Here is a 20763-nt window from a genome sequence, read left to right as displayed (position 1 = left end):
AAAAATCATAGATCTTGGACAGCTTCTTAATAATTATCACGGGATGTTATCAACTAGTATAAGCTATTTTATGCTTGATTAGTCTGCCACCCAGAAAATCATTGTACATAGCTATTCACACGCAAAAAAGTTACATTTTTTAAATTTTCAATGTAATGTGACATTGACTAAACAAAAGATTCATTAAAACACTCCATTGTTATAAAGTATACATACTATTTATACAATTTACGTAATTATTAATAATTTAATGCTTCTTTTTTATGTGCTTCTGCAAACATTATTGCTATAGGCAAAAAAAGCTCAAAATGTTGCAAGGCTGTTTCTGTAAAGGCTATTGATATATACATGCCAAACAAAAGAATGTCTTTGATTCTCATACGGTTCACTTTCCAACCTATAGAAATCAGAATAAACAATAATTGAATTGTAAAGATAACTCCTTTGGCCAATAAAGATTGTAAATAACCATTATCAAACATTGCATTCTCAAGCTCAGGCGTGTTCAAGAGATGTATACCATAAGTATCATAAAATTGTTGGTATAAGCTTAATCTACCTGACAAGAGTGCATTCAGCCACTCAGAATATGGATGTAATAACGAATAAAAAGATATGAGAAAGAAAAGAATTGGTAATATAATACATACCAATTTAGAGAGCGTTTTTCCAACCCTATCATAGACGTGTTTCCCTATAATCAGTATCGAAAGACAATACAACATAATGACATATGTTGAGGTTCTAGATTGCGTTTGGCTATAAATAAAATAAGTTGACACACCAACAAAGATTGTTAACAATCTTTGTGATTTTCTATAAATAGAACAAATAGTCAATACAATTGAAAGCCATAGTAACATTGTAGCATTAGGCTGAGAAAAGCCTAATGACTTTCTAAATATAAATCCATCTACCCTCCACATTTCATAGTTATTCGAGCCCCAACCAGTTAATAAGTTAATCCCCACAACCATTCCAAATGTTGTCATTGATGTAAAAGCTATCCATTTTAACATTTTCTGATAGTCTATATCTGGTATACTATTTAGCGTATAAATAAATACAATCATCATTGTACCGGAAAACATATAAACAGACTCATTTATAATGCAAATTGCTATAGAGACTATAACAGCAAATATAAAAGTAATACTGATTTGGCGTTGTACGACTAAAGTTAATATCAGAATCGGTATAATGGAGAGAGCCTGAATTGCAGCCGAAAAGCTATTAGAAATTATATTAGCACCGTTTAAGATTGCCATTATATAAATGGTAATTGAAACAAGAATAAATATTTTAGTTGCTTCGGATCCAATATTTATATCGATACTTTTGTGATTCACCCTGCACACTCCTAAAATCTTCACTAAATAAATTACATTCTTTAATAGACCTAACTGCCAAATTTTTCAAATCACGTGCAGCACTTTTGACCTATTATTAATTAGTATTCTAGTCAATAAAAGCCCGTTCGATTGTCCATGACTGATTGACAATCGAAAATCTTGCGTGATTATTGGTCCAGAGTATTCTAAACGGATTAAAGTCTTTTCATAGTTAGAGGGTTCATGGAACGGTCTTCATAATACACTCTAATCAACTGGTCTTGATGCTTATTGAATCCATAAGTATGAGTGCTCAAATTATAATTGGTGACAGATTATTTAATTCACAACACGACTTCAAATACTACTTCGCCTAGAAACTTTTTTAAGATGGTTATCTTTTACCTAAATTGTTATTCATTTGCTAAAGAATTCACGCGTAATAAATTCAATATATATTACGCATATAATAATTTTCAACATATACATCATATCGCTTACTCATCAACTATTCTAAGACAGCCAATGTTTACGTTGCTTACGTGGTACTTCAATTCTTCTAGCTTTAATTTTATCGCCGTTCAACAAATTCCGAGCGTTGGTTGCAAAACGTTCAGGATATTGGGAATCCATTTCGTTTAATACTTGATAGGCCTTCGTCATTGCAAAACCACGATTTTTCATTTACCTTTTGATAGCTGATTAATTTGCTTCCTAGATTTCCAATGGCAAACATGCCTAAGTTGCTCGCTAGTTTTTTTACTTTTCCCTTGGCCATGCTCAGCCTTTCCTGTTCGACGTATTGATCATGTTTAGACTTCGCTCGACATTCTCGAAATATTTACCTTCAGCGAAACGACTCGACAGCGCTCGAATCTTTCTCGGATCAAACGGTACTGTTGGTGCGTCAATGCACCGTTGCAAGATTCCTGATAGCTGATCAATATCGCCTGGTTCATACAAATAACCACTCTCCAACGTAATGATATCGTCGGGACCGGTGGGACAATTCGCTGATATACATGCAATCCCATGTTGCTGAGCTTCAATCAAAACCATCGGAAGACCTTCGTACTTGGAAGTCAATACTAGGTAATCACATTCAAGGTTGTCAAATGGCTTTGCAACCCAACCACGTATAATTACATGCTTTTCTAATTGGTGATTGCTGACGAAGTTCTTAACATGATCTATCTCCGCTGCGTCCCCTGTGCCGAAAATTTCTAACTGCCAATTTCCAGACACCTTATCAAGGGCAGAAAATAATTCGGCTAAATTTTTCTGCCCCTCCCACATCACCCGACCAATATAGACAAACTTTACGATTTTTATGTGATCATTCACCACACTCATACTTGAGACATCATCAGTTTTAGATTCAGATACTGGATTAAAAATCAGGTATTTTTTACCGGTAATCTTATTTTGTTGCATTTGGCTGATAATTCCAGAGCTGATGGCTAAATGTGCATCAGCATATTGCAAGTCTGAAATAGTAATGGAAGGTTCATCATAGAGGGAAGAATGTATCCATGACACGAGTCTAAAATGCCGATGTTTTGGCATGCATAATTTTTTCAAAACAGCTATCATCTTGATCAACTTAGACGTTGTACAGATAACATCATCATATTGATTCTTATGCAATGCCCATAATATTCTTGGAATCATCAACAATCGTTGGGCAGGCACCGGTATTTTAGATACAGGCTCAACGATTTTAGCGATTGGACGATCATATGCAGTCACTCGCAACCCTTGTGGGGCCAGGACTGTGAGTTTGACATCGCTATGATTAGAGAAATATTTCTGCCACGAAAGTAAAACAGTTTCAGTCCCCCCGGTACCGCCCAGTCTGGGAATAACAATTAACACTTTAGTTTTCATAGTCTTCCTTGTTCTTTCATAAAAAATGATGTTCTATAATCACAATGTCTGCCCATTTTACCCCTGGTCCATCCATGTCATTGATATACAGAACCAGCTTCAAGTCGTTTAACTAAGATGCGCAAATTCTTGTGACCTTCGATAGGTCAAATGATAAATACGCCAAATCTAATACCATGCTTAAACAATACGTTAAAGTATTCCAGCACAAGAATACCGCTAAATAGTATGCCTAACGCAAGACATACTGAATATCTGAATACTCATCATACCGTACTAATCATTATAGTTTCAAGAACTATATGCGGTTCCTGATTCACAATTATGGTCAAGAAGGGAGTATAAAAACACCATCGAATATTAAACTGAATATTTCCGAACCTCTTATATAATTGAATGCAGGGAGGTTACAAACATCTGAAACGCAATCCCACCTACAAGCGCACTAGTCGATATCAAGAAAATAAAAACATTCGAGGATATCGCACTTTATTCCATACAATTACTCCATCATAATATTGATTATGAAGTATAAGCCACCGATTTTTCATTATTCATGTATAATTCAAATCTCAGTATCTTCTGGTATGACGATGGTATATTCTCATCCAAATAAACAACCGATCTCCAAGTAATACTAAAACGATTATTTGAATTCACTACTAATATCAAAATTGGTACAATAGACAATACCTGAATAATAGGTGCAATATTATTAGAAATTATATTTGCCCCATTTAGGATTGCAATTATAGAAATAGTAATTGCTGTAAAAATAAATACTTTAGTTGCTATTACTCCAATATTTTTATTCATATTTTCAGAATCCAATCCATTTGCTCCTAAAATTTTATTTTAATTATCAAAAATTATTTTTCATCCTTAATATTTTTTTGAATTTATTATATGTACCATATCCACATATATAATCAACATAATGCTTAATATATTTTTTTAAGATAATCATTCTGTCGCTTCCTTTAATATTATCAGATGCTTCCTTCCAAGATGCACTATAATGGTGTATAGATATAGTATTAGATGATACCTTATTATTTCGGTGACCAAGCTGGATAGGGCAAAAATAAGAGCTTGGATAAATAACCATCCCATTTATTATTTGCTTAGATCCATTAGCTTTAAAACCCATCAATGAAAGCAAATGTGTTGTCACGTCAACACAAAGTATTTCATTTAATGAACCATTAGAATTTATAAAATGCTTATTTTTATATTCTTTAAGATTAGACAAAATAAATTCATTTTTCTTAACAGATCCAAATCCAAGACCAGTACCGACAGAAAAACGATCTTCACAAGCAAAATAGGCTTGGGCATTTAACACCGGATCTAAGCTTTTAATTAATTCAACATCAGTATCCAGATAAATCCCACCATGTTTATAAATAATATCTAAACGGGCTACATCTGATACAAATGCCCATTTCTTTTTTTCATAGGCTTCTCTGGCAAAACAATATTTATTAACATCAAAATTTTTTTCGTTCCATTGAATAATCTTATAATCAGGACAAAATTTTTTCCATGAATCTATGTTCAATTTAACCTTCCTTGGCAAGGCTTTTCCCCCAAACCAACAGTAATTAATAACTTTAGGTATCATATAATTCTACTCCTTAAATAATCTACTAACTATTAAACATATTTTTCACTAAAGCATCTAGTTCCTGGTTAAATCTTTTATTATTACTGTGAAATTTCTTGTTTTCAGTATATTGCATATCATTGATTACTTCATATAAATCGTTTTCGCTAATAACTACTTTTATAGGAAAGCCCCTTTTTTGCAACTCTTTGCAAAAAAGGAGTTGATGGTTATTAACATGTTCATTGAATTTTTTCTGTCGTGGTATTACTATGGGCATTTTACCTTGCTTCAATGCCCCAATGAAGGAAGATGGGCCACCATGTGTAATAACTATAGTGGACATTTTAATAAGGCACTCCATTTTTGATTGTGAAATAAATCTCTTATATTGACAATATTTAGGAATATAGGTACTATAACCTATTTGAATGAATACATCATCCATAATTTTATTTTGTCCCTTTAATATGTCTATTTTCCTTATTAGTCTATTAAATGGTTGTTCATGAGTACCTACAGTAACAAAAATCATTAAAATATGCTCCCTAAATATTTAGCTTTCGGATAAATCTTCTTCATTTCTTTCCACTGCACTATAAATAAATCAGTGATCGGATAAACTAATTTTCCAGTTAAGGTAGGCTTATCTATTCTGTCAAATACTTCTATATAAATAGTCTTGATACCCAAAATTTTTCCAACATAAAAGAAGGGAACTGCGACTGCCGCCCCAGAAGAAATTATTAAATCAGGCTTTTCTCTTATAAGGATTTTAAAAGCTAAAAAAGTATTTCTTATCAGGTTCTTAATGTTTCTATTGGTAGGAAAGTAACACGGGTATGTTTTTTCCTTACTTAATAAATATTCAGCATCCTCTTTGGGAAAAGTTACCCAGAACCTATCCTTATTCCCCCAAAATCTTTTTAACATGTGTAAATGTGTTAAGTGACCACCACTTGATCCAACCAAACAAATTTTCATCATAGTCTCCTCTCAATATGCACTATTAGGGAAAAAAATTATCCAAATAGTTTTAAACAATATAAAAAAATCAAGCCACAAATTTGAACTATTTATATACTTAATATCCAATTTCACCATTTCATGAAATCCAACTTTATTTCTTTCGCTAATTTGCCAAATTCCTGTACATCCTGGGACAACCAATAACCGTTGTTTATCATATTCAGTATAATCCTCCACCTCTCTTTTTAACGGAGGCCTAGGCCCTACTAAAGACATATCTCCCTTAATTACATTTAGTAATTGTGGGAGTTCGTCAATACTATATTTTCGAATAGTTCGACCAATTTTAGTGACTCGCGGATCCGATTTCATTTTAAACATAGCGCCCTCTATATCATTCTGATCTAGTAAGCCCTTTAACATTTTATCAGCATTTACAACCATTGATCTAAACTTATACATTCTAAAAGGGTGTCCATTCTTCCCAATTCTAATTTGAGAATAAATTATTGGACCATCTGGATTGTCAACTTTTATCAAAATGGCAGTAATAATAAATACAGGGGTTAAAAGAATGATATCAATTATACTTAATAATATATCAAAAAATCTTTTGAAAAAATGATAAAAGAAGCGTCGCTCAACTCGTTCCTTATTTACTACGACTACGTTATTATCTGTCATTGGATGACCGTATTTAGGATCTCCTCCACTACGTCTCTCAGTTTGCATAAAGTATACATCACCTCCCCCTTATTTAAAAAAATGAAACAAATGTGTTTTTATTTTAGAAAAATCATTGGATAGAATATTATCACCATTAATTATTCTTTTGGCATTTTCATTAAATTTGGATACATAGTCATTCCCAAATTCATTACCCAATTTTGCAAAAGCATTGGTCATTTCATATTTACGATTAGGTAAATTATGAGCATCCGAAGCAAAAATGTATACTTGTCCAGACTGAATTAATTGTTTACTAAATTTTTGTACTTTGTGACCAAAGATTCCAACATAACTGCCAGCTGTTATTTGAGAAAGACAACCTTTATTTAACAAATCATATAAAATATCTGGTTGTTTCATAATCTTAGTATTACGTTCTGGATGAACGATAACCGGTATGATTCCCCGTTGCATAAGTTCATAAATCATATTACTAGTATAATTTGGGATATCGTCATCCGGAAATTCTAACATTAAGTATTGCCCACCCTCATCAGCAAATAAAATATCATCTTGATCAAGAGCGGTTAATAAATCGCCATTTATTCTAACTTCTTGCCCAGGGAAAACTTTGAGTGGAATTTTGTGTCTATCAAGCTCCATTTGAAACTCTTGTGTTTGCTGAATAACTGCCCTTTTATGATTAAGATAAACACCATTCATATGGTGCGGCGTTAATAATGCATAGTCGATGCCATCCCTTACTGCATCATTAGCTAATTTCAAAGAAATATCCATACTTTTAGACCCGTCATCCACCCCTGGAAGCAAATGACAATGCAAATCAATCATTTTATATCATATCCCTTGGCAACTATTTACCCTCATTATCATAACCGTACCCATAGCCATAACCATAGCCATAACCGTAGCCATAACCGTACCCATTCTTAGGTGCAACGTCATTTAATACATAACCTAATAAATTGGCTTTAACCATTTTTAAGAGTTCAGTTGAGCGCTTTATAGCTAATTTTTGTGCTAATCCTTGGCGCACTACCAACACCACCCCATCAACCTGAGCTGCAATAATTTGCGTATCAGTAACTGACAATAATGGCGGAACATCTAAAATAATCACATCATAGATTTTCTTAAAATAAGAAATTAATTCTTTCATCCGATTAGAAGCCAACAGGTCTGATGGATTAGGTGGAATGGGACCACTAGTGATCACAGATAAATTATCAATCTCCGTCTTTTGCACTACTGAATTGAAATCTATATCAGTGGATAAAGCCGTGGATAGGCCATTGGTATTTAATAAACCAAATGTCGTATGCAAAGTTGGACGTCGCAAGTCTGAATCAATAAATAGAACCTTCTGCCCTTGCTGAGCCCAAATGACCGCCAAATTAGCGGAAACAGTTGATTTCCCCTCGCTAACTGCCGAAGAAGTAAAAATAATTGTTTTTAACTTTTGATTAACTGCTGAAAAATTAATATTTGTCCTAACTGTACGAAATTGTTCGGAAACAACGTCTTTAGGATCAACATCAGTAATTAGCTTCACACCATTCCTTAAAGTATCGGTGGAAAGCTTTTTTTCTTTACGATGAAAAATGTTCATAATTTTCTCCTACATAATTAAAATTTAAACTCTTCGATGATTCGGTTTAAGATGCTTTTCATGACGTTTATTAGCCAAATGTGAACCATGTATTTTACGAATTTCTGCTATGTGACCCAAATTAGTCAATTTTAACTCATTGGTTAAAAATTCATCATCTTTAATTGTTGTATCTGTTAATTCTCTAATGAACGCATAGCCAAGACCAACCAGTAAGCCAATTACCGCCCCAGCTAGTAACACTATTGAAGTTTTAGGGAACGACTTCTGCTTTACAGGTGTCGCCTCAGAAACAATGGTGACATTATTAATACTCATAATTCGACGAATCTTTTGCTTAAAAACCTGTGCAACTGTATTAGCGATTGCAGCTGATTTTTGTGGATCATCACTCTCCACATTTAAAGCAAAAACTTGTGAGTTTTGTTGATTAGTAACAGAAATAGCTCCCTGTAATTGTTTAACGCTCACATCATAAGGAGTCCCTGTTGATTTAACAACAGCTGGCCGTGATGCTTTAATTAAGTGACGATGACCATTTGCTGAAACATGGTATCGAGCCTTTCGTGCTGAACGAATTACTTTGACAGGATTAGCTAATCGCTCACTAGCTGTTTTCAAAACCAATTGGTTTGTAATGATATCCTTATAAGTACTGATCATTTGAACATCAGCTTGCTGATCCTGAAAAGCTGCCCCTGGAACTGAAGTATCTTTTTTTTGATTAACCAAAATTTGAGCAGTCGAAGTAAACTGGGGTGTAATAACAAACTTCTCTAAACCAACAGCAATAATTAAACAAAGGATAAAACTAATTATGATAAAGATAATATGTTTACGAATAATCCCTAATATTTGGCGAAGGTCCAAATAATTTTCCATGCTGTCCTCCAAAAAATTTATATATAGAATTAATAACGCGTCAATCCTAAATTATTTCGAATAATATTTGATGATTTTATCAATTCAGATTTTGAAACCACTTCAAAATCTTGACCACCAATTTCCTTACCTACTCCTTGAACATGATCAGAAACAACATGGTTACCAGCTTTACGATAGTTTATTGATAAACCAAACATTTGAGAACGATTCAAATCAGTTTGAGCTTGGTTAGAAATTGTTTTTAAAAAACTGCTAGACAGGAAAGTCCTATACGAAAACGATTTTTTTAATAGGCCTGTTAAAATCAACCGTTGACGTAATTGTCGTCCATAATCACCTTGTGGATCACTGTACCGCATACGGGAAAACTTTAATGCATCATTCCCGTATAAATGATACTTCTTTCCCTTAACAAAATGGTCTCCTAAATATGTAAAAGTAAGTGGTGAAACTACAGTAACTCCGCCAACTTGGTTGATAGCTTTTTTTAGCCCTCCCATATTAACTAAAACATAGTAATCAATCGGGACTTTTAAATATTTCTGAACCGTATCGATAGATTCTTTAGTACCACCATAAGTGTAAGCAGCATTAATTTTAGCGGGAGAATACTCCGAATACCCAGATAAATTAACTTTCATGTCGCGTGGCAAACTCATCATAACAGTTTTCTGTTTTTGAGGATTAATTGACATAATAATCATCGTATCAGTTCTCCCCTTATACGTGCGACCAAGAGCGCCTGTATCAGTTCCTAAAAGTAAAATAGAAATAGGGCGTTTATTATCAATTAACTTGCCAGCGTTTCGTTCTTTATGAGCATTCGCTTTTTTGTAAACAATAGTGGTTGCCCTATAAATATTACGATAGGCAATTCCAGCAACACCTACCCCTAAAATCAATAACAATAATAGAAACAACCAAAATATTTTTTTGAATTTATATTGATTATGTTTTCTATGATTATGCAAATTCTTTTTAACAGGCACTTTCTTCATACGCTCCTAACTTAACCAAAGCTTAAAATTATAAATACAGCCCTAATTTTTACATTTATTTAATAAATAGTCAATTGTCATTATATAACTAAACATTTCATTATTTCTGTCTACTAATTAACTACAAATTTTTAAAATGGGAATGGCTTTAATACAAAAATAATGCTAACACCCAGATAATAATAAACGTTTTAATGTAGAAAAATTATTTAGGTAGCGTCAAGAATCTTGTGTAAATGAAATGCCTTCGTACATATAATATGTATCTAACTTAAATAAATGATGCTTCCAAGGTGTCCTGGAGTCCTTTGAACCCTCGGTGGATCCGCTTCAGAGACTTCTCGTTATAAACATTAAACTGAGAAACCAGGAAGCGATCCAGTGAATCTTCCGTTGAAAATTGTTCTTTGTGGTGGGTGGTGCGCTTGAGATGCTTATTAAAGTTCTCAATCAGGTTAGTGGAGTATAGTGATTGCCGGATGGCTGGTGGAAAGTCCATGAAAGTGAGTAAATTCGGCATTTTAAGCAGATCTTCGATTAATTTTGGATAGGTCTGATGCCAGTTGTTGGCGAACTCATTCAGTTTCAGTTCGGCTGCTTCACGGTTGGCGGCCCGATGAACTTGTTTAAAGTCACTGATCACGGCCTTGCGGTCTTTTACGCGAACTTTGTTCATCAGATTCCGCCCAACATGAACCAGGCAACGTTGTCGTTTGGCTTTAGGGAAATGCCGATTCAAGCCTTCATCCAAACCAACTAACCCATCGGCCACAAACAACAGCACATCTTTAACGCCCTGCTTGATCAAGGTTCCCAGCAGTTCAGTCCAGATTCCAGTCGATTCCGTTGGTGCCACTTGGTAGTTCAACACTTCTTTCGTACCATCCGGACGAATGCCAATCGCAATATGAACGGCTTCTTTTTGAACGGTATCCCGCTTTAACGGCAAGTAAGTGGCATCTAAGAAGATGGCCGCATATTGTGAAGCCAGTCGACGTTGCTGGAAAGCTTGAACCTGTTCATTGACGGCTTTAGTCATGTTGGAAACCGTGGCTTTGGAGTAGTGAGCACCGTACATTTTCTCAATGAGTTCGGCAATTTCAGCAGTGGTAATTCCCTTGGTATACAACTGAATGACCGTTGTTTCTAAATTATCACTGTGCCGACCGTAGGCTGGCAAGGTATGATTTTCAAACCGGCCATTGCGATCTCGAGGAATGGTTAAGTTAAGTTGGCCGTACTTCGTATCAAACGAGCGCTCATAACTGCCGTTGCAGTTATTACCAGTGTTAATCCCAGCGTATGAGTAGCGTTCGTAACCCAAAAACTCTGCCAATTCGGTTTGAAGCAGCTGGTTAATCGCAATTTCGATGTGGTGACGAAAAACTTCGTCCAAATCTTACTTTTGGGCTAGTGCAGCGATAATTTCTGTGGTAAGTTCATTCATGGGGAATGCCTCCTGTGATGTTTTCTGTGATTACTAAATATCATAAGGGAAGGCATTCCCTATTTCTATACAATTCAGAAATCTTTTATGCATTTACACAAGATATTTTACGCTCTCTTTTATTTCCATATATCTGTTATTTCACTCCTATTTAAATTTTTTCTTCACTGCCCTGCTTATTTAATGAGAAATTTATCTATACACACTGAATTTCTTTCGATACCGAATAAAGGTTGTCCGCTTAATCCCAGTATTTCGAGCCACATCCACATCGCTCATACCATTTTGATAAAGTTTAAAGGCATGTAACAAACGGGGATCATCTTCAGCGTATTGAGGCTTGCGACCATGATATTTGCCCTGCTGTTTGGCTAGGGAAATCCCTTGTTGCTGACGCTCAATGATCCGCTTACGTTCACTTTCAGCTTGGTATTTATAAAGTTCAATAATGAGGTTGGTCATGAGTTGACGTAAATTGGGGTCAGCAATCCCTGTCATGGACGGTAAATTCAACACATCTAGGGTGGCACCCTTATTTTGAATGGAGTTCATGATCTTAGTCAAATCATGGTTGTTTCTGCCTAAGCGATCTAATTCAGTGACCATTACAATATCACCCTCACGAATATAGGCCAGCATTTTTTGCAGTTCTGGCCGATTAGTGTTAGCCCCACTTAATTTATCCGTAAATAATTTATCAACGTCTTTTAAAGCCGCTAACTGTCGATCTAAATGTTGCTCCTTGGAACTCACACGCGCATAACCGATTTTAGCCATTTCCAATTCTCCCTTTGGACAGTTCTAATGAACACTTGTAATTCCTAGTATAGCACAGAAGTAAAAAAGACCATTAGGGTATACCTTAACGATCAAAGTTTCTTTATTATAATCGACTATGCTAGTATTACTAAGTAGATAATCTAAATTTTCTAATAAAACATAATTACGGGGCGATAAAATGATCCAAGAAATTATGAATATTAATAGTAAGTCTTTTAACGATTATTCTTCAAAAGATAAATTTAAGAAAATAAATATTATTTTTGGGACAAATGGTAGTGGGAAAACTTCATTGGCAAGATGGTTAGTAGAAACTGACTTAAGTAACTCAAGAATTTTTAATTCAGAATACGTGCAAAAGAATATATTAACTCAAGATTCTTTAAAAGGTGTAAAGCTGACTGTAGGTCAGACAGCGGTGGATATTGAAAAAAGTGTAATGAGTATCAAAGATGCTAATGAAAATATTCAAAATAAAATAAATGAATTTGAAAGGGCCCTTGATGAAAAAAATAAAAGTTTGTTTATCATTTTGAATAATACATTAGCACAAGCTAAAAAACATTTTGATCTCTCAAAAAATATAAAGCAAAAGCAACATGCTAAAAATAATCCGGTCGAAGCACTTCACTTATGGATTAGGGATATACATCCCAATCTGTCAATACCTAACTCTTCAAAAGAATTGGAACAACAAATAAAACTATATCAAACTGAGATTGACAATCTCAATTTACAATCTCCAATTAATAAAGATCGTTTTGATAAATTTTCAGAAGCAATGGCAAAGCCGATACCGAATCCTTCTGAAAACATAACAAATGAAATTGTAGAGTGGATCAGTAAGGGCTTAAATGTACATAATATGGCAAATCACGATGAAATTTGTAGATTTTGTGGAAATAAATTTGATGGCCCTGAGATCGCTAAAGAAATTGAAGAGAAAGTGAACAATGAACATGCAAAATATATCCAAGCTTTGCAAATCATGGATAAGGATTTGAATAGTATAAGAGAAAGAATATTAACAATAAAAACCAACTTTGGTGAATTCGATACAGAATCTGTTATTAATTTTATTGACGATATGAGAGTAAAAATAGGTAGCAAAGTTAAAGATACGTCTATCCCTATACCTGTAAATGATATTAATTTTTCTGATTTTTCAAATTTTTACGATTCATTACAGGAAAATATTTCCAGTTATCGTGAAAAGATTAAGAGTATTAATGCACAGTTATCTCAAATCGAGTCTGTCGCTAAATCATGGGTGGGAAATCAATTACAAGAAAACAACGAAATTCCCAAAATTATAGAAGGTATTCAAAAAGCAAAAGACCTAATTGATAAATATACCATGATTATCCGTGACAATAATAAATGGATAGCAATGAAAGAATCTGAAACATCTGATTTAAAAACATTCAGAGACCTATCGAACCATCAATTCGCTTTATTAGGATTAAATTTCAGACTGAAAATAATGCAAGATGACCAACACTATCTGGTAAAAAGCACTATATCTGATGAAAAACTTAGCACAAAAGATTTAAGTGAGGGTGAATGTCGATTATTAGGATTTTTACAATTTTATTTTGACTTATTTGATAAGCCTTATAAATCACTAGCTCCAGGTGTGGATTTAATCATAATAGATGATCCAATTACAAGCTTAGATATTAATAATAGATATTATTTAACGGAATTAGTAAATAAGCTTATAAAAGAATTATCTTCGTTGGATAGTCAATTATTTATATTTACCCATTCGTCTTTAGACTTTCATAATTTTGGTTTTAATGCAAATAAAGAAAAGACAGAATGGTTCAAAATTAGTAAAAATGGTCAGGGAAATAGTTCAATTAGTATTGCAGGCCCCGATGAGAAAAAGAATTATTCTGATTATTATCAAGCAAATTTTAAGGATGTGTTTCAATTTGCTCTAATACCACAAGAGAAGCTTCCCACTGATAACTATATTTCTTATGGCAACAAAGCACGTTTGCTATTTGAATCACATGCTAGAACACATTATAGAATAGAATATACAACAAATAGAGAGCATGACAAATTAAAAGAGTTTTATCGAATCCCGGATAATGCTGATGATGATTTTAAAAATATGTTGGATGTTATAAACTCATTATCTCACGGAATGACGTTTGCCGATGAAAATTCAATTTCATCGCGTGAGTTACAACGTAACATCAGATTTCTACTTGAAGTTTTATATAACAAAGACAGATTTCATGTTGAACAAATGGCAGGAGATTTAATGAATAAGAGTAATAAGCACGATATTTTAAAATGGTTAAGTAGCCTTGCAAAATGAACTGTGGGGCTCCATATCAAAGTTTGTGGACATAGAAACTGATTCTATCAATGGAATTATAAATCGAAGCGCTTATCTAATAGCATATAATTAACTAGTAAACTAGGTAGACATCGAGAGGAACTTTTTAAATGTTGGAACTGTCGTTTGAAAAAGAAGTTGTTAAAACCTTAACGACCGGAAGTAATCAATGGGTGGAACGCAAAGACCTGTATGGTGCGACGCCGGATCAATTATGGGCTAATTTTCGCGATAAATTAAATAACAATAACTATGCTAAATTGCAGGGACACCCTTTAACTGATACCGAATTTAATCAAGTTAAACGGGCGATTGAGGTCCGGACACCTTACGAAGCAGCTAAGTTACTAGCCGCCGAAAATGGCATTGGCAAAGTTAAAATTGAACGTGATGATGCCAAATTGAGGACCGTCACCCTGGAATTCTTTTGGAAAGCGGACGTCGCTGGTGGTAAATCTAGTTATGAAGTGGTGCGGCAAGCGGTACGACCACGGTTAGCTGGTACTCAAGACATCGATCCTGATCGCCGTTTTGACGTAACCCTATTGATTAATGGGTTACCCTTAATTCAATTGGAACTAAAAAAAGCCACGGTCGAACTTAACCAGGCTTTTAATCAAATTGAAAAATATGCGCAAGAAGGTAAATATACGGGGATTTACTCGCTGCTGCAAATGTTTGTGATTATGACACCAGATAGTACGGCGTATTTTGCGAATGCCGAACCGGATCATTTCAATAAAGCCTTTTTGTTTAATTGGCGGACTCGCGATAATCACCCCGTGGAAAACGGCTTAGCGTTCACGCGCCAAGTCCTTAATATTCCCATGGCCCACAAAATGGTCAGTGAATATACGGTCATCGACCAAGAGCGTCAGAGCTTAATTCTCTTACGGCCTTATCAGATTTATGCGATTGAGGCTGTCATGCATCGAATTCATGACCATCAAGATGGCTTTGTTTGGCATACCACGGGTTCTGGTAAAACACTCACCTCATATAAAACCGCTAAATTAGCGGCGCAAGATCCCGGTGTCGATAAGGTCATCTTCTTAGTTGACCGGCGGGATTTAGACGAACAGACAACCAGCAACTTTAGTGCCTATGCTGCCAATGACGATATTGCCATTAACGAAGCCCAAAATACCGGTGATTTAATGCGTAAATTGCAACAAAATGACGGTAAGGTCTTGGTCACCTCGATTCAAAAACTTCATCGGGCGGTCAAAAAAACGCAAGCCCAGCTGGCAACCGGTAAGCAATCCCGCTTTAGTAAAACTTTAAAGCAACGGGTGATCTTCTTTGTTGATGAAGCCCACCGGTCGCAATTTGGTAAGATGCAAAAGGAAATTCGGGCAGCATTTGTCAATAGTAATTGGTATGGTTACACCGGCACCCCCATCTTTAATGAAAATAAAAAACAGCTCAAGGGTGATCTAGCAGTTACGACGGAGGAGCTATTTGGTAAAGTCTGTCACGTTTATAACTTGCGAGACGCCTTAGAGGACCAAGCCGTGTTACCGTTTAATGTGGAACACGTGACAACGATTGGTAAAGACGCTTTAATAACCCGGGCCCTTGAAAAAGAAACCCAATGTGTTAAAACTCGTCGAGATAAACAAGGCCGCTTGCTGAGTACGGCTGATGAAGCGAAAATTCAAGCCAAGATTCAAGCGATGTCAGTGAAGGACTTGGAAGAAACGTATTTAACTCCGGCTGACTTTGAGACTGATGAACATATCCAACAAGTTGTTCAATATATTTTACAAAAAGGCCCGCGTAAAACGAGTTTGGGTCATGGCAACTATAATGCGATTTTGACCACCAGTTCCATTGAAATGGCGCAACGCTATTATCAAGCCTTTAAGGCCGCTAAAAGGGCCACTCACAATCAGCTAGATCCTGATTGGCCCCGAATTGCGATTACTTATTCATTAAGTGAAAACGAAGATCAGAGTGCGCACAAACATGACCAAATGGCCACCATTTTAAAAGATTATAATCAGCAGTATCACACTAATTTTGATTTAACTGATTTGAATCTCTACAACGAAGATGTCGCGAAACGGGCCGCCCGGCGTGAGGCTGTCTTTGCTCATTTACAAACGGATCAAGAAATAAATTTAGTGATTGTCGTACGCCGTTTATTAACAGGCTTTGATGCCCCTCGGCTAAACACGCTCTTTGTTGACCGCACCTTAGCCTATCAAGAACTTATTCAAGCCTACTCACGCACCAACCGGCTCCAAAACCGGGAATTAAAACAAGAAGGCCAAATTGTGACCTTTCGGGTACCGGCAATCATGGAAGCTAATGAACGTGAAGCTTACAAGTTATATAGTGGCGAAGGCTCTTTTAATGTCATCATTCGTCCCACTTATCAGCAGGCCGTCTTAAAATTTCAAAAGGCTGTGGTGGATTTAAAAGCCATTGCTCCAACGCCGACGGCTGCCGATGACCTTAAAGGAACTACTGCCAAGGTACAGTTTGTGAAAGCCTTTCGCCAAGTGAATCAACAATTGAATTCCTTATCCATGTACAACGATTTCACTTGGGAGAACAGCGAAAAGACTTTTGGTATCGCTCAGCCCGAAGTAGAATCCTATACGGGTAAATATCTGCGGATTAAAGCGGCGGTTACTAACCAAGAGCCTGAGAAAGTCCCCGAAGAATTAGCTGCCTTAGACTTTTCCTTGGCCGTTGGTTCAGTCGTCTTGGTGGATTATGATTATTTGACGCAATTAATTCAAGATTGGATTGATGAACAGCAACAGTACACGACACCTGATCAAGCCCAAGCGCATATGAGGGATTATCTGCAAAATAGTGCCAAAGTACAGGCTAGTTTGAATAAATTAGCGGAAACGCAACCGCAACAGGCCCAGTTAATTCGCGAAGCCATGCCTTATATTGAGCAACAAATGCAACAGTTTCAGCAACAGAGTGACCAAAATAAAGCGCCAGTAGCGTTGAATGCTCGGGAGTTGGTGGCTGATTACGCCCAGAAACAATTGGTCAAAAAAACGACGACCTTTGCCCATACGTGGGGCTTAGATCAAGCAGCCCTATTACGGGTGGCACGTGAACACACCGTGGGTACTGATGAATGGCATCATGAACAAGAATTAACGCAGTCAGCGAATTTAGCAGCGGCCTTACAAGCTCAAACTGCCGCTGGGCCGAAGATTCCAGCTGTTTTGCCACTATACCGGATTAAGTCCCAGGCCGCTTGGCGGCAGTTTATTGAACACGATTTAGCAATTTATCTACAAAAATAAGTGAGGTTAAACAATGTCAGAAAAAACAACTCAAGCTAGCCAACTTGAAAGCGCCCTATGGAATGCGGCCGATGTCTTACGCGGGAAAATGGACGCCTCTGAATATAAAAACTATTTATTAGGGTTAATTTTTTATCGGTTTCTATCTGAGAAAACCTTAACGACCTTTAGTGACTGGGCAGGCGAAACCGAAAATGTCACCCGGAAATATGCTCAGTATATGGATCCGCAGTTTGAGTTGGAAGGCGTCTCAGTGCAGCCCAGTTTAGTTGAGTATTTGCAAAACACGCTGGGCTATTTAATTCAACCACAAGCGTTGTACGCCACCCTGATTGGCAAGATTCAAGCCCATACTTTTGCGTTAGACGATTTATCTCAAGCACTTCATGATCTGGAACAGTCGACACAAAATCTATCTTCAGCGCAAGACTTTTCGGGCTTGTTTGCCGATGTGGATTTAAGTAGTAATAAATTAGGCAGTTCTTTACAACAACGGAACCAAACTATTAGTGATACTATGTTAGCTTTAAATGCGATTGATCTTATCCATCATCAAGGCGACGTCCTAGGTGACGCCTATGAATACTTAATCGCGCAATTTGCCAGTGATTCCGGTAAAAAAGCGGGTGAATTTTATACTCCACGGCAGGTGTCCGACATTATTGCTCAGATTGTGACTTATCAGCGCAATGCGGGTGACAACCAAGTGCGGACTATCTATGATCCAGCAGTTGGTTCTGGTTCGCTGCTGTTGAATGTCGGACAGCACGTGCAAAATCCCAGCTTAGTGAGTTATCACGGCCAAGAATTGAACACCACGACCTATAACCTGGCCCGTATGAACCTAATGTTACATGGAGTCTCGTATGACGATATGCACCTACGCAATGGTGACACGTTAAGTAAAGATTGGCCGGTTGACGAGCCTTACTTATTTGATGCCGTCGTTATGAACCCGCCCTACTCGGCACACTGGGATAACAGTGATAAACGCTTGTCTGATCCCCGTTTCCGCGACTATGGCGTCTTACCACCTAAATCTAAAGCCGACTTTGCCTTTCTGCTACACGGCTTTTATCATCTGCAGGAGCATGGAACTATGGGCATCGTCTTACCCCATGGCGTGCTATTTCGGGGGGCTAAGGAAGGCAAGATTCGCCAAAAGCTCCTGTTAGATAACCGGATTGATGCCATTATTGGACTACCCGCCAATATTTTTCATTCCACTGGTATTCCAACGTTAATCATGATTTTAAAGAAACATAAAACCACTGATGACGTCTTGTTTATTGATGCCTCCCGGGAATTTGAAAAGGACAAGAATCAAAATAAGCTAACGGCAGCGAATATTCAAAAAATTGTGACCACTTATCAAAACCGGCAAGATGTCGATAAATATGCCCATGTGGCCCCACCGGCAGAAATCAAGGAGAATGACTACAACTTAAATATTCCGCGCTACGTTGATACGTTTGAACCGGAACCCGAGATTGATCTGAACCAGGTCAAAGCTGATCTAAAGCAACTGGACGAGGAAATCAGTCAGAATGAACAAATCTTTAATGAATTAGCTAGCCAGTTAGTGACCACCCAGGTTAATGACCAGTCAAAACCGGAGGCCCACAAATGAAAGATCAACAAGCTAGTTACCCGCAGTTAAGATTTAAAGGGTTTACTGACCCTTGGGAAAAGCGTAGGTTAGGCGATATATCTGAAAAGGTCACCGAAAAGAACTCAGATAATGAATTTTCGGAGACATTAACCAACTCAGCCGAGTATGGCATTATCAGCCAACGTGATTTTTTTGATAAGGATATTTCAAACGAGAAAAACTTGAACACGTATTATGTTGTACGCGACGGTGACTTTGTTTATAACCCTCGAATTTCAAACTTCGCGCCCGTTGGCCCAATTAAGCGCAATACACTGGGACGTACCGGCGTTATGTCACCGCTTTATTACATTTTCCGAGCGCACAACGTTGATGGTATGTACTTGGAAAAATACTTTTCAAGTACAAAGTGGCATCGATTCATGGAACTTAACGGGGACACAGGTGCTCGTGCTGATCGGTTTGCAATTAAAGACAAAGACTTTGTCCAGATGCCAATTCCGCTACCAAACTTGGAAGAACAAAGTAAGATTGCGCGCTTTCTTGAGAATGTGGACAACCTTATCGCTGCTAACCAGCGTAAGTTAGATTTGCTCAAGGAACAGAAAAAAGGCTACTTGCAAAAAATGTTTCCAAAAAATGGCGCAAAAGTTCCTGAATTGCGATTTGCGGGGTTTGCTGACGCTTGGGAACAGCGTAAGGTTTCGGAACTAGCAGACCGCTATGATAATCTTCGAGTTCCAATTACAGCATCCGAACGTGTAGCTGGGGAAACACCTTATTACGGTGCAAATGGTATTCAGGACTATGTTGAAGGTTTTACTCACAATGGTGAATTTGTTTTGGTCGCAGAAGACGGTGCGAATGATTTACAAAACTACCCTGTTCAATATGTTGATGGTAAGGTTTGGGTCAACAATCATGCCCACGTTCTTCAAGCTAAAGAAGAAAGAGTGGACAACAAATTTTTGACGAACGCTTTGAAACATACCAACATAGAACCATATTTAGTCGGCGGTGGACGTGCTAAATTAAACGCCGATGTCATGATGAAGATTAATTTTAAAGTTCCAACATTACCTGAACAAGTTCAAATTGGTAAGTTTTTCGATAATCTTGACCACCTCATCGCTCTTCATCAGCGTAAGCTTGAAAAACTCCAAGAACTTAAAAAAGGGTATCTACAAAAGATGTTTTGCTGATTCTTAATTTGATCAAATTTAGGATCCTATGAAACCCCATGACTTAATTTTTATTGTGCTTGGTCAATACTTAATTCACTTGTATAATGGATTACGCAGGAAGTTTTAAGGGCGGT

General features: G+C 36.6%; 17 protein-coding genes. 4 read left to right on the top strand and 13 right to left on the bottom strand.

Features of this window, described 5'->3' with window-relative positions:
- Window positions 1-239: 239 nt before the first annotated feature.
- The 13 genes from FC51_RS11010 to FC51_RS10950 form a co-directional block, all read right to left on the bottom strand.
- Entirely contained in the window at window positions 240-1349 is a 1110-nt protein-coding gene (locus FC51_RS11010; RefSeq protein ID WP_057911329.1) for a hypothetical protein, read from the bottom strand.
- A 762-nt stretch (window positions 1350-2111) separates the two neighbouring features.
- Window positions 2112-3218: a glycosyltransferase gene (locus FC51_RS11005; RefSeq protein ID WP_057911328.1), complete on the bottom strand. Its 1107-nt coding sequence runs from the start codon at window positions 3216-3218 to the stop codon at window positions 2112-2114.
- Between the two features lie 522 nt (window positions 3219-3740).
- Window positions 3741-4049, bottom strand: coding sequence for a hypothetical protein (locus tag FC51_RS11000; protein WP_057911327.1), 309 nt, complete (start codon window positions 4047-4049; stop codon window positions 3741-3743).
- Between the two features lie 31 nt (window positions 4050-4080).
- Complete coding sequence (locus tag FC51_RS10995) at window positions 4081-4842, bottom strand: glycosyltransferase family 32 protein (protein ID WP_057911326.1); 762 nt, start codon at window positions 4840-4842, stop codon at window positions 4081-4083.
- Window positions 4843-4867: 25 nt separating this feature from the next.
- On the bottom strand, window positions 4868-5359 hold the full coding sequence (locus FC51_RS10990; RefSeq protein ID WP_057911325.1) for a glycosyltransferase: 492 nt from the start codon (window positions 5357-5359) through the stop codon (window positions 4868-4870).
- Window positions 5359-5808, bottom strand: a complete 450-nt coding sequence (pssD, locus tag FC51_RS10985; RefSeq protein WP_057911324.1) for a PssD/Cps14F family polysaccharide biosynthesis glycosyltransferase — start codon at window positions 5806-5808, stop codon at window positions 5359-5361. The genes FC51_RS10990 and pssD overlap by 1 nt, the downstream gene beginning before the upstream one ends.
- Window positions 5809-5820: 12 nt before the next feature.
- Window positions 5821-6477 carry a sugar transferase gene (locus tag FC51_RS10980; RefSeq protein ID WP_057911331.1) on the bottom strand — a complete coding sequence of 219 codons (657 nt, stop codon included), beginning with the start codon at window positions 6475-6477 and terminating at the stop codon, window positions 5821-5823.
- 69 nt (window positions 6478-6546) lie between these two features.
- Window positions 6547-7314, bottom strand: coding sequence for a tyrosine-protein phosphatase (locus FC51_RS10975; protein ID WP_057911323.1), 768 nt, complete (start codon window positions 7312-7314; stop codon window positions 6547-6549).
- A gap of 22 nt (window positions 7315-7336) precedes the next feature.
- The gene (locus FC51_RS10970) at window positions 7337-8092 is read right to left on the bottom strand and encodes a CpsD/CapB family tyrosine-protein kinase (protein ID WP_057911322.1); all 756 of its coding nucleotides are present in this window, start codon (window positions 8090-8092) and stop codon (window positions 7337-7339) included.
- A 24-nt stretch (window positions 8093-8116) separates the two neighbouring features.
- Window positions 8117-8974 (bottom strand): YveK family protein, encoded by an 858-nt coding sequence (locus tag FC51_RS10965; protein ID WP_057911321.1) that lies wholly within the window; start codon window positions 8972-8974, stop codon window positions 8117-8119.
- A 29-nt stretch (window positions 8975-9003) separates the two neighbouring features.
- Window positions 9004-9975, bottom strand: coding sequence for an LCP family protein (locus tag FC51_RS10960; RefSeq protein WP_003561311.1), 972 nt, complete (start codon window positions 9973-9975; stop codon window positions 9004-9006).
- A gap of 271 nt (window positions 9976-10246) precedes the next feature.
- Entirely contained in the window at window positions 10247-11371 is a 1125-nt protein-coding gene (locus tag FC51_RS10955; protein WP_225355076.1) for an IS256 family transposase, read from the bottom strand.
- A 243-nt stretch (window positions 11372-11614) separates the two neighbouring features.
- Window positions 11615-12199: a recombinase family protein gene (locus FC51_RS10950; protein WP_014940867.1), complete on the bottom strand. Its 585-nt coding sequence runs from the start codon at window positions 12197-12199 to the stop codon at window positions 11615-11617.
- Window positions 12200-12380: 181 nt separating this feature from the next.
- Between FC51_RS10950 and FC51_RS10945 the strand changes: the two genes are divergently transcribed.
- The 4 genes from FC51_RS10945 (at window position 12381) to FC51_RS10930 (ending at window position 20647) form a co-directional block, all read left to right on the top strand.
- Window positions 12381-14534, top strand: coding sequence for an AAA family ATPase (locus tag FC51_RS10945; RefSeq protein ID WP_057911320.1), 2154 nt, complete (start codon window positions 12381-12383; stop codon window positions 14532-14534).
- Between the two features lie 131 nt (window positions 14535-14665).
- The gene (locus FC51_RS10940; protein WP_057911319.1) at window positions 14666-17833 is read left to right on the top strand and encodes a type I restriction endonuclease subunit R; all 3168 of its coding nucleotides are present in this window, start codon (window positions 14666-14668) and stop codon (window positions 17831-17833) included.
- A gap of 13 nt (window positions 17834-17846) precedes the next feature.
- A complete protein-coding gene (locus tag FC51_RS10935) occupies window positions 17847-19463 on the top strand; it encodes a type I restriction-modification system subunit M (RefSeq protein WP_057911318.1) in 1617 nt (538 codons plus the stop codon).
- The gene (locus FC51_RS10930; protein ID WP_057911317.1) at window positions 19460-20647 is read left to right on the top strand and encodes a restriction endonuclease subunit S; all 1188 of its coding nucleotides are present in this window, start codon (window positions 19460-19462) and stop codon (window positions 20645-20647) included. Before FC51_RS10935 ends, FC51_RS10930 begins: the two co-directional genes overlap by 4 nt.
- Window positions 20648-20763: the final 116 nt, after the last annotated feature.

Origin of the sequence: Lentilactobacillus parabuchneri DSM 5707 = NBRC 107865 (assembly GCF_001435315.1) — a bacterium.
In the GTDB taxonomy this organism is placed as follows: domain Bacteria; phylum Bacillota; class Bacilli; order Lactobacillales; family Lactobacillaceae; genus Lentilactobacillus; species Lentilactobacillus parabuchneri.
Note: the sequence above shows the minus strand (reverse complement) of the source record. Positions and strands in the feature narration are given on the sequence as shown.